The 10,781-nt window shown below is 69.0% G+C and carries 8 protein-coding genes; 2 read left to right on the top strand and 6 right to left on the bottom strand.

Annotated features, from left to right (window positions below):
• From ispG to H4N64_RS33430, 5 genes are all read right to left on the bottom strand, one after another.
• Positions 1–975 (bottom strand): flavodoxin-dependent (E)-4-hydroxy-3-methylbut-2-enyl-diphosphate synthase (gene ispG, locus H4N64_RS33450; RefSeq protein WP_186286279.1); only part of this gene is annotated, 975 nt, incomplete at its 3' end.
• A gap of 169 nt (positions 976–1,144) precedes the next feature.
• Positions 1,145–2,437 carry a M50 family metallopeptidase gene (locus H4N64_RS33445; protein ID WP_186286283.1) on the bottom strand — a complete coding sequence of 431 codons (1,293 nt, stop codon included), beginning with the start codon at positions 2,435–2,437 and terminating at the stop codon, positions 1,145–1,147.
• A gap of 8 nt (positions 2,438–2,445) precedes the next feature.
• The gene (gene dxr / locus H4N64_RS33440; RefSeq protein ID WP_186286278.1) at positions 2,446–3,702 is read right to left on the bottom strand and encodes a 1-deoxy-D-xylulose-5-phosphate reductoisomerase; all 1,257 of its coding nucleotides are present in this window, start codon (positions 3,700–3,702) and stop codon (positions 2,446–2,448) included.
• Between the two features lie 87 nt (positions 3,703–3,789).
• Entirely contained in the window at positions 3,790–5,721 is a 1,932-nt protein-coding gene (locus H4N64_RS33435) for an acyl-CoA dehydrogenase family protein (RefSeq protein WP_186286277.1), read from the bottom strand.
• Positions 5,722–5,843: 122 nt separating this feature from the next.
• Positions 5,844–6,653 carry a GH12 family glycosyl hydrolase domain-containing protein gene (locus H4N64_RS33430; protein ID WP_186286276.1) on the bottom strand — a complete coding sequence of 270 codons (810 nt, stop codon included), beginning with the start codon at positions 6,651–6,653 and terminating at the stop codon, positions 5,844–5,846.
• A gap of 207 nt (positions 6,654–6,860) precedes the next feature.
• Between H4N64_RS33430 and H4N64_RS33425 the strand changes: the two genes are divergently transcribed.
• Both H4N64_RS33425 and H4N64_RS33420 read left to right on the top strand, forming a co-directional pair.
• Positions 6,861–7,868 carry a LacI family DNA-binding transcriptional regulator gene (locus tag H4N64_RS33425; protein ID WP_186286275.1) on the top strand — a complete coding sequence of 336 codons (1,008 nt, stop codon included), beginning with the start codon at positions 6,861–6,863 and terminating at the stop codon, positions 7,866–7,868.
• Between the two features lie 65 nt (positions 7,869–7,933).
• Complete coding sequence (locus H4N64_RS33420; protein WP_186286274.1) at positions 7,934–9,976, top strand: TIM-barrel domain-containing protein; 2,043 nt, start codon at positions 7,934–7,936, stop codon at positions 9,974–9,976.
• A 55-nt stretch (positions 9,977–10,031) separates the two neighbouring features.
• On the opposite strand, the gene H4N64_RS33415 is transcribed toward H4N64_RS33420, so the two are convergent.
• Positions 10,032–10,751 carry a glycoside hydrolase family 12 protein gene (locus H4N64_RS33415; RefSeq protein ID WP_186286273.1) on the bottom strand — a complete coding sequence of 240 codons (720 nt, stop codon included), beginning with the start codon at positions 10,749–10,751 and terminating at the stop codon, positions 10,032–10,034.
• Positions 10,752–10,781: the final 30 nt, after the last annotated feature.

Raw genomic sequence — 10,781 nt, 5'->3', positions numbered from 1 at the left:
CTCGCGGGCCTCGCCGGGGCCGTTCACGACGCAGCCCATGACCGCGACGCGGAGGGGGACCTCCATGCCGGTCAGGCCCGCGGTGACTTCCTCCGCCAGCTTGTAGACGTCCACCTGGGCACGGCCGCAGGACGGGCAGGAGACGATCTCCAGGCCACGCTGCTTGAGGTTCAGGGACTCCAGGATCTGAAGGCCGACCTTGACCTCCTCGGCGGGCGGCGCCGACAGGGACACGCGGATCGTGTCGCCGATGCCCTGGGACAGCAGCGCTCCGAACGCCACCGCCGACTTGATCGTGCCCTGGAACGCCGGGCCCGCCTCCGTCACACCGAGGTGCAGCGGGTAGTCGCACTGGGCGGCGAGCTGCTTGTACGCCTCGATCATGACGACCGGGTCGTTGTGCTTGACGGAGATCTTGATGTCCCGGAAGTCGTGCTCCTCGAAGAGGGAGGCTTCCCACAGGGCGCTCTCGACCAGTGCTTCGGGCGTCGCCTTGCCGTACTTCTGGAGCAGTCGCCGGTCCAGCGAGCCCGCGTTCACACCGATGCGGATCGGCGTGCCGTGGTCCTTCGCCGCCTTCGCGATCTCCTTGACCTTGTCGTCGAACTGCTTGATGTTGCCCGGGTTCACCCGGACCGCGGCGCAGCCGGCCTCGATGGCCGCGAAGACGTACTTCGGCTGGAAGTGGATGTCCGCGATCACCGGGATCTGGGACTTGCGGGCGATGGTGGCGAGCGCGTCCGCGTCGTCCTGCGTGGGGCAGGCGACCCGCACGATCTGGCAGCCGGACGCCGTCAGCTCGGCGATCTGCTGAAGGGTCGCGCCGATGTCGGACGTACGGGTCGTCGTCATCGACTGGACGGAGACCGGGGCGTCGCCGCCCACCGCGACCGTGCCGACCTGGATCTGCCGGCTCTTCCGACGCTCGGCAACCCTGGTCGGAACGGACGGCATGCCGAGAGAAATCGCAGTCATCTGCTGTGCAACCCCAAGTCGTGGATCAAGGTCCGGTCCCGTCAGCGGCGGGCTCCAGGCTTCGAGATTACGGCACGAGCGATCGTCGGAGCACATCCCGGCCCGCAAACCCACTCAATGGTGGGCGGCCGGGAACCCAGGGTCCCCGGCCGCCGCGAACTCCGTATGACTAGGAGATTCTCACCGGGTTAACCACGTCCGCGATCAGGACGAGAAGGGTGAAGCAGACGAAGATCCCGGCGACGACGTACGCCACCGGCATCAGCTTCGCCACGTCGAACGGGCCCGGGTCCGGGCGGCGCAGCACCTTCGCGGTGTTGCGGCGCAGCGACTCCCACATCGCGCCCGCGATATGGCCGCCGTCGAGCGGCAGCAGCGGGAGCATGTTGAACAGGAACAGGGAGAGGTTGAAGCCGGCGACCAGCATGACCGCCATGGCGAGCTGCTGGGACGCGGGGATGTCGAGGGTGAAGATCTCGCCGCCGACCCGGGCCGCGCCGACCACACCCATGGGTGAGTCGGCCTCGCGCTCGCCGTCGCCGAAGGCCGCGTCCCACAGGGCCGGGATCTTGCCGGGCAGGGCGGCCAGGGAGTCGACGGCGTCGCCGACCCGGTCGCCCATCCAGGCCACCGAGTCACCGAAGTCCTGTTTCACGATGCCGGTGGCGGCGCTGAAGCCGAGGAAGCCCGCGGTGACGTACTCGCCCTGGACGATCTGGCCGCTGGAGTCCTTCTTGGCGACCTGGTTGGTGGCGATCTTCGCCGTGAGGGTGACCTCCTCGCCGTCCCGGTCAACGACGATCGGCACCTCCTTGCCGGGGTTGGCGCGGATCAGATCGGAGAGCTTGTTCCAGTCGTCGGTGCGGACGCCGTCGAAGGCGAGGATCTTGTCGCCGGCCTTGAGGCCCGCCGCGGCGGCAGGGGAGGCCGGGTCGGACTTCTCGCAGGTGTCGCGGTTCTCGCTCTGGGCGATGACGCACTGGGAGACCGAGCTGACGGCGGTGGTCTGCTGGGAAATGCCGAAGCCCATCAGCACGGTGAGGAAGAGGCCGATCGCGAGGACCAGGTTCATGAAGGGGCCCGCGAACATCACGATGACCCGCTTCCACGGCTTGCGCGTGTAGAAGAGGCGGGTCTCGTCACCCGGCCTGAGCTCCTCGAACGCGGCCTCGCGGGCGTCCTCGATCATGCCGCGCCAGGGTGAGGTGGAGCGGGCCTCCAGGCGGCCGTCGGGGCCGGGCGGGAACATGCCGATCATGCGGATGTAGCCGCCGAACGGGATGGCCTTGATGCCGTACTCCGTCTCGCCCTTCTTGCGCGACCAGACCGTCGGGCCGAAGCCGACCATGTACTGGGGCACGCGGATGCCGAAGAGCTTGGCGGTGGACAGGTGCCCCAGCTCGTGCCACGCGATCGAGAACAGCAGCCCGACGGCGAAGACCACTATGCCGAGGATGAACATCAAGGTCGTCATGCACGCGCCTCCGCCGTCTGTGCCGCCAGTTCCCGGGCCCGGGTGCGCGCCCAGGTCTCCGCTTCGAGGACGTCCGCGACGGTGAGTGAGGTTCCCGTGACCGGGGTGCCGTGCTCCTGGACCACCCGTGTCACGGTCTCCATGATCCCGTTGAACGGCAGCGCGCCGACCCGGAAGGCCTCCACGCACTCCTCGTTGGCGGAATTGAACACCGCCGGGGCCGTGCCCGCGAGCTCGCCGACATGGCGGGCGAGGTTCACCGACGGGAACGCGTCGTTGTCGAGCGGGAAGAACTCCCACGTCGAGGCCTTGCTCCAGTCGAAGGCGGGCGCCGCGTCGGGGACGCGCTCGGGCCAGCCAAGACCGATGGCGATCGGCCCGCGCATGTCGGGGGGCGTCGCCTGGGCGATCGTGGATCCGTCGGTGAACTCGACCATCGAGTGCACATACGACTGGGGGTGCACGACGACCTCAATGCGGTCGAAGGGAATGTCGTAGAGGAGATGCGCCTCGATGACTTCCAGGCCCTTGTTGACGAGGGTCGCGGAGTTGATGGTGATCACCGGGCCCATGGCCCAGGTGGGGTGGGCGAGGGCGTCCTCGACGGTGACATGCGCCAGCTGGTCCTTCGTACGGCCGCGGAAGGGGCCGCCGGACGCCGTGACGACGAGCCTGCGCACGTCCGCGCGCGTGCCGGAGGCAAGGGCCTGGAACAGCGCCGCGTGCTCGGAGTCGACCGGGATGATCTGGCCCGGCTTGGCGAGCGCTTTGACCAGCGGGCCGCCGACGATGAGCGACTCCTTGTTGGCGAGCGCGAGGGTGCGGCCCGCCTCCAGGGCGGCGAGGGTCGGGGCGAGGCCGATCGAGCCGGTGATGCCGTTGAGGACGGTGTGACAGTCGGAGGCGGCGACCTGGGTTGCGGCCTCAGGGCCGGCGAGGATCTCGGGGAGCGGCTCGCCGGCGCCGTACCGCGCGCTCAGGGCCTCGCGCAGCTCCGGTACGGCGTCCTCGCGGGCGACGGCGACCGTGCGGACCTTCAGTCGGTGGGCCTGCTCGGCGAGGAGGGCGACGCGGCCGCCGTTGGCGGAGAGCGCGGTGACCCGGAAGCGGTCGGGGTTGCGCAGCACGAGGTCGATGGCCTGGGTGCCGATCGACCCGGTGGAGCCGAGGATCACCACGTCCTTCGGGCCGTCTCCCGCGACGGGGTCGTACACCAGGTGCGGGTCGGCGAGTGGGGCTGGAGAGTCGCTCATCCCTCCATTGTTGCCGCAACGGGTGACCAGGAGGACAGGGCGGTCCCCCTCACGGGGGCGGAAGGGGAACGCCCTGTCGGTGGTCGGTCAGCGGATCGGGCGGTGGACGTTCTCCCGTTCGCTCGGGCCGGGGGTCGCGTCGGCGATCCAGGGGCCGTCGCCGGAGGGGTCGACGATGCCCTGCTCCAGCCATGCGTAGGTGCCGGACATGACGCCCTTGACGACCTTGCGGTCGAGGTCGTCGGTGTTGGTCCACAGCCGTCCGAAGAGCTCCTCGACGCGGATGCGGGACTGTCGGCAGAAGGCATCGGCGAGCTGGTAGGCCTCGCGGCCGTGCTCGCCCCGGGAACGCAGATGCTCGGCGCGCACGCAGACCGCGCTCATCGCGAACAGTTCCGCGCCGATGTCGACGATCCGGGCGAGGAAGCCCTGCTTGGACTCCATCCGGCCCTGCCAGCGGGACATGGCGTAGAAGGTGGAGCGGGCGAGCTTGCGGGAGGTGCGTTCGACGTAGCGCAGATGGGACGAGAGGTCCACGTCTCGCTTGAACTCGCCGTAGGAGTAGGGAAGTTGACCCTGGCCCGCGACCAGTTTCGGCAGCCACTTGGCGTAGAAGACGCCCGCGTTGGCGCCCGCCTTCGCCTTGTCCTGGAGGGACTTCTCCGGGTCGATGAGGTCGCCGGCCACCGAGAGGTGGGCGTCGACGGCCTCGCGGGCGATGAGGAGATGCATGATCTCCGTCGAGCCCTCGAAGATGCGGTTGATGCGCAGATCGCGCAGGACCTGCTCGGCGGGGACCGCGCGCTCCCCGCGCGCCCGGAGCGACTCGGCCGTCTCGAAGCCGCGTCCGCCGCGGATCTGGACGAGCTCGTCGGCCATCAGCCAGCCCATCTCGGAGGCGTACAGCTTGGCCAGGGCGCCTTCGATCCGGATGTCGTTGCGGTCCTCGTCGGCCATCTGCGAGGCCAGGTCGAGTACGGCCTCCAGGGCGAAGGTGGTGGCCGCGATGAAGGAGATCTTCGAGCCGACCGCCTCGTGCTGGGCGATGGGCTTGCCCCACTGTTCACGCGCCGCCGACCACTCGCGGGCGATCTTCAGGCACCACTTGCCGGCGGCCACGCAGGACGCGGGCAGCGACAGCCGCCCGGTGTTCAGCGTGGTGAGCGCGATCTTCAGCCCCGCGCCCTCCGGGCCGACGCGGTTGGCGGCGGGGACCCGGACCTGGTGGAAGCGGGTGACGCCGTTCTCGATGCCGCGCAGGCCCATGAAGGCGTTGCGGTGCTCGACCGTGATGCCGGGCGAGTTGGTCTCCACGACGAAGGCCGTGATGCCGCCCTTGTGCCCCTCGGACTTCGGCACCCGCGCCATCACGACGAGCAGGTCGGCGACCACTCCGTTGGTGGTCCACAGTTTCACCCCGTCGAGGACGTACTCGTCCCCGTCCGGTACGGCGGAGGCCGCGAGGCGGGCCGGGTCCGAGCCGACGTCCGGCTCGGTCAGCAGGAACGCCGAGATGTCCGTGCGGGCGCAGCGCGGCAGGAACCGCTCCTTCTGCTCGTCCGTGCCGAACAGCTTCAGCGGCTGGGGCACGCCGATCGACTGGTGGGCCGAGAGCAGCACGCCGATCGCGGGCGAGGCGGAGCCGGCCAGGGCGAGGGCCTTGTTGTAGTACACCTGGGTGAGGCCGAGGCCGCCGTACTTGGTGTCGATCTTCATGCCGAAGGCGCCGATCTCCTTGAGGCCATTGACGACCTCGTCGGGGATGCGGGCCTCGCGCTCGATGACGGCGCCGTCGACCTTCGTCTCGACGAAGTCGCGCAGCTTCGCGAGGAACTCCTCGCCGCGCTGGGCCGCTTCGTCGGTCGGCATGGGGTGGGGATGGATGAGGTCGAGCCGGAAGCGGCCGAGGAACAGTTCCTTGGCGAAGCTCGGCTTGCGCCAGTCCTGCTCACGGGCCGCCTCCGCGACCTGGCGGGCCTCACGTTCGGTGACTGTGGGCTTGGTCGTTGGAGCGGACATGAGGCTCACCTCGCCGCGAGTAGGGATCTTTGACTGATCTTTCGAACCGACGGTTACTGACCGGTGCTACTCGATCGTATGTACCCGATTCGGGGCGAGGTGACCACCCTGTGTGCGGCCGTTCAGCCGATGTCGACGGAATACCTCTTGGTGTCAAGGCGGCCGGTGCCCTTGAAGACCTCGGTGCCGGACTCGATGCCGGAGACGTACTTGTCGTTGCTCAGCAGCTTGCGGCGGACGAGCGCCTGGGTGAAGTCGTCGAGGTTGAGCGTGGCCTTGGTGGTGTTGGAGCGGCGGACGAAGGAGTAGACGTTCCAGCCGATGTCCCCCTGGTAGATGTCCCACATGGCGCCGCCCAGGCTGACGCTGCCGTACTTGGTGCCGAGGGGGCCCGCGCCGCCCTGGCGGTTGAGCCAGATCATGATCTCGTCGGTGGGCTGGTCCTGCCAGTCCGCGTTGTTCTTGGTGTGCAGCCACAGGTCGTAGGCGACGTTCATCGTGCCCGGATTCGAGCTGACCGTGAACTCCCAGGTGGTCTTCACCGGCTTGCGGTCACCCACCCTCAGGGGCAGTCCGGTGGCCGACTTGTCGACCTTCCAGCCCCAGTGCCAGCCGAGCACCGTGCCGGCGTACGTCTTGACGTCGTAGTCCTTGCCGGAGCCGCTGTTGGCCCAGCTGTAGTTCGTCCCCCAGGAGATCGTGGAACCGGACTGGGAATTGTCCCAGACGCACTGGGAGCCGGTGGCCTTCTCCTGGTTCCAGAGGTTGTTGTTCACGTAGTACTTGCCGAGCGTGATGGTGTCGAAGGCCGCACACTTCTTGCTCGACTCGCCGGCCTGCGCGACCGTGACTCCGGCGGCCGCGGCGAGGGCGACGGCGGAGGCGGTCAGGGCCTTGGCCTTCTTCGACAGGCGGGGCCTGCGGTGTTGCATCGGGGGTCCTCCCGGGGGGACGGTGCGTGTACGTCCCCCAGTGGCCGCCGACGGCGCCGAGGTTGCCGTAACCCGTGAAAAATCGCTGTCGAAGCGCTTCGACAACCTATGGACACCCACCCCCCGTGGAGCTACTGTCGAACCACCCTCACCCGCCCCTATTCACAGTGCGCACTGTCGAAGCGCTTCACAAGCTTGGAGAGCTGGATGGTCACCCTCGCCGAGGTCGCCCAGCACGCCGGAGTCTCGGCGAGCACGGTGAGCTATGTCCTCAGCGGCAAGCGGTCCATCTCCGCGACCACCCGGCACCGGGTCGAGCAGAGCATCCGCGAGCTCGGCTACCACCCGAACGCCGGCGCCCGGGCGCTGGCCAGCAGCAGGTCGAACATCATCGCGTTGATGATCCCGCTGCGCACCGACATGTATGTGCCGGTGATGATGGAGATCGCCATCGCGGTGGCCACCACCGCGCGCACCCACGGCTACGACGTGCTGCTGCTCACCGGCGAGGAGGGCCCGGACGCGGTGCGCCGGGTCACCGGCAGTGGGCTCGCCGACGCCATGATCCTGATGGATGTCGAACTCGACGACGAGCGGCTGCCGTTGCTGCGCGACACCGACCAGCCGTCCGTGCTGATCGGACTGCCCGCCGACACCTCCGGGCTGACCTGCGTCGATCTGGACTTCCGGGCGACCGGCGCGCTGTGCGTGGAGCATCTGGCGATGCTCGGGCACCGCGACATCGCTGTCATCGGCGAGGCGCCCGCCGTCTATGAACGGCACACGGGTTTCGCCGAGCGCACCCTCGACGGACTGCGTTCCCGCGCCCAGGAGTTGGGCGCCCGGCTGCTGCACCGGCCGTGCGAGGGCGGCTACGACGCGATGGCCGTCACCCTCGCCCGCATCTTCGACGAGCGCCCGGGCACCACAGGCTTCGTCGTGCAGAACGAGTCGGCGGTGGAGCCGCTGCTCGCCCTGCTGCGCCAGCAGGGCCGTGCCGTGCCTGAGGACGTGTCGGTGGTCGCGATCTGCCCCGACCAGGTCGCCGTCCAGGCCTCGGTGCGGCTGACGTCCGTGTCCATCCCCGCCCAGGAGATGGGCCGGCACGCGGTGGAGCATCTCGTCGCCAAGCTGGACGGGCGGGGCGAGGACGAAGTCGTGCTCATCGCCCCCGAGTTGACGGTCCGGACGAGCTCGGGACCGGCCGCTTCCTGACCTGTACGTACCGTGCGGCCCCTGCGGGGGCGGCTTCACCCTGTCATCGTTCAGGAGTACGCCACGTGAATCAGCCTGCCGAAATCCAAGCAAAGGTCAGCCTGGCGCAGTCCTCCCCGACCGTCGGCACGTTCCGCGAACGGGACGGCGCGCTGGAGTGGAGCGGCCGTCAGGAGACCGTGCGCGTCGAGCCGTGGGGTCCGGACGCGGTGCGGGTGCGGGCCCGGCTCGGCGGTCCTGTCCTTCAGGGGCTGCCGGGCGCGCTGCTGGAGGAGGCTCCGGCGACCTCCTCCACCGTCAAGATCGAGGACGGGCATGGGCAGTTGACCGTCGGCGCGCTCACCGTCGACATCGACGCCGAGGGCCTGATCCGCTTCCGGCGCACGATGGACGGCGCGGAGCTGCTCGCCGAGGAGCGCGCCCACTTCTGGTGGCCGGGTCCACGCCTGTACACGGCCGTCGGCAACGGCCATCACCGTCTGGAGCAGCGCTTTTCCGCCTACGACGACGAGAAGCTCTACGGCCTGGGCCAGCACCAGCACGGCCGGCTCGACCAGAAGGGCCTGGTCCTGGACCTGGTCCAGCGCAACGCCGAAGTCGGCATCCCGGTGCTCACCTCCAGCCGCGGCTACACCCTGCTGTGGAACAACCCCGCGATCGGCCGCGTGGAGCTGGCGCACAACGGCACCCGCTGGGTCGCGGACTCGGCCCGGCAGATCGACTACTGGATCACCGCGGGCGACCCGGCCGAAGCGCAGCGCCGCTACAGCGCGGTGACCGGCCGTACGCCGATGCTCCCGAAGTGGGCGGCCGGCTTCTGGCAGTGCAAGTTGCGCTACCGCACCCAGGACGAACTCCTCGCCGTGGCCCGGGAGTACAAGCGCCGCGGACTCCCCCTCGACGCGATCGTCTGCGACTTCTTCCACTGGACGCACCTCGGCGAGTGGAAGTTCGACCCGAAGGAGTGGCCGGACCCGGCTGCGATGGTCCGTGAACTGGACGAGCTGGGCGTCAAGTTGGTGGTGAGCGTCTGGCCGTCGGTGTCCCCGCTGTCCGAGAACCACCCGGTGATGGAGCAGCGCGGCTACTTCATCGGCACCCAGTACGGCCCGATGGCGCACGCCGACTGGCCGGACAAGGAGGTCGCCTCCACCGTCCAGGTCGCCTTCTACGACGCCACCAACCCGGACGCCCGGGAGTTCGTGTGGTCGAAGATCCGCGACAACTACCTCCTCCCGTACGGCATCACGGCATTCTGGCTGGACGCCTGCGAGCCGGAGCTGAAGCCGGGCTTCCAGGAGAACCTGCGCTACTGGGCGGGCCCGGGCCTGGAGGTCGGCAACCTCTACCCGGCGGAGAACGCCCGTGCCTTCTACGAAGGCCTGCTGGCGGCGGGTGAGTCCGACATCGTCACGCTCAACCGCTCGGCTTGGGCCGGCAGTCAGCGCTACGGCGCCGCCCTGTGGTCCGGTGACATCGGCACCGACTTCCCGACGCTGCGCCGCCAGATCGCGGCGGGCCTGAACACCGCGCTGTCGGGCATCCCTTGGTGGAACACCGACATCGGCGGCTTCCACGGCGGCGACCCCGAGGACCCGGCGTACCGCGAGGTCATGGTCCGCTGGTTCCAGTTCGGCGCGCTGTCGCCGCTGATGCGTCTGCACGGCTTCCGCGACCCCGGTATGCCACTGGGCCCGGACATGACGGGCGGCCCCAACGAGGTCTGGTCGTACGGCGAGGAGGCCTGCGCGATCCTGGAGCGGTACCTGCGTTTGCGCGAACGGCTGAAGCCGTACGTCCTCCAGGTCATGCGTGAGGCGCACGAGGAGGGGCTGCCCGTGATGCGGCCGCTGTTCCTGGAGTTCCCCGAGGACCAGGCCACCTGGGCGGTGGACGACGCCTATCTCTTCGGCCGCGATCTGCTGGTGGCGCCGGTACTCACTGCGGGCGCCACGGCCCGGACGGCGTATCTCCCGGCGGGCGCGAGCTGGACGGACGCGTGGACGGGTGAGACGTACGAGGGAGGCGCGGCCGTGACGGTCGACGCGCCGCTGGACCGCATCCCGCTGTTCCTGCGGGACGGGGCGGAGCTGCCGATCGCCGAATGACGGGTGCGGCCCGGTCCCGTAGGGGAGGGACCGGGCCGCACCTTCTCTCACCAGGTCAACTGCTGCTGACCGTCAGGTTGTTGGTGATGAAGTCCAGGCCGCCGGAGGACGAGGTGATCTCGTAGCCGAACTGGACGTCGCCGATCGTCTCGTTGCTGGACATCCAGCCCTTGGTGCTCGATATCCAGGTGAGGATCGGCTTGATGTTCACGGTGCCGGAGTTCGAGTCCGAGGTACGCAGGAACGAGAAGACCTCGTTGGCGCCGTTGTTGCCCTTGTAGACGTTCCAGGTGTGGCCGCCGAGCGTGACCGAGCCCTGGGAGGTGCCGAGCGGGCCGACGGCGCCGTTGTAGTTGACCCACAGCATGATCTCGTAGTCGTAGTCCGTGTCCCAGATGTCGTACGACGTGTTGTAGGCGCCGGACGACGGGACGGTGACGTTGTAGCTGCTGGTCAGCGAGGCGAGCGAGGTGATCGTCTTGTTGACCACCTTCTTGGAGTTCGGGTACGACTTGATGCCGCCGGTGTTGGGGTGGTTGGCCCAGACACCCCAGTTGGTACCGGAGTTGGCCCAGACGCACTGGCTGCCGGCGCCGGAGCCCCAGATGTTGTTGTAGAGCGTGTAGCCGTTCAGGGTCGTGTTGCCCCACTGGTCGCAGGAGCTCCAGACGGCGGCCTGGGCGGGCGCGGAGGCGAGGCCGACGGTGGCGCCGAGGGCGAGCGCCGGGGCCAGCAGGGCCTTGGTGATGCGGCCGAGCGTGCTGGTTGTTGCCATGGTGTCCCTTCCATGGGTGGGGGGAATTGC

The organism is Streptomyces cupreus, assembly GCF_014257025.1.
GTDB lineage: Bacteria > Actinomycetota > Actinomycetes > Streptomycetales > Streptomycetaceae > Streptomyces > Streptomyces cupreus.
Note: the sequence above shows the minus strand (reverse complement) of the source record. Positions and strands in the feature narration are given on the sequence as shown.

Coding starts and splice junctions, on each gene's coding strand:
- H4N64_RS33445 (WP_186286283.1), bottom strand. CDS start 2,437: ATGTTCATCCTCGGCATAGTGGTCTTCGCCGTCGGGCTGCTGTTCTCG.
- dxr (WP_186286278.1), bottom strand. CDS start 3,702: ATGAGCGACTCTCCAGCCCCACTCGCCGACCCGCACCTGGTGTACGAC.
- H4N64_RS33435 (WP_186286277.1), bottom strand. CDS start 5,721: ATGTCCGCTCCAACGACCAAGCCCACAGTCACCGAACGTGAGGCCCGC.
- H4N64_RS33430 (WP_186286276.1), bottom strand. CDS start 6,653: ATGCAACACCGCAGGCCCCGCCTGTCGAAGAAGGCCAAGGCCCTGACC.
- H4N64_RS33425 (WP_186286275.1), top strand. CDS start 6,861: ATGGTCACCCTCGCCGAGGTCGCCCAGCACGCCGGAGTCTCGGCGAGC.
- H4N64_RS33415 (WP_186286273.1), bottom strand. CDS start 10,751: ATGGCAACAACCAGCACGCTCGGCCGCATCACCAAGGCCCTGCTGGCC.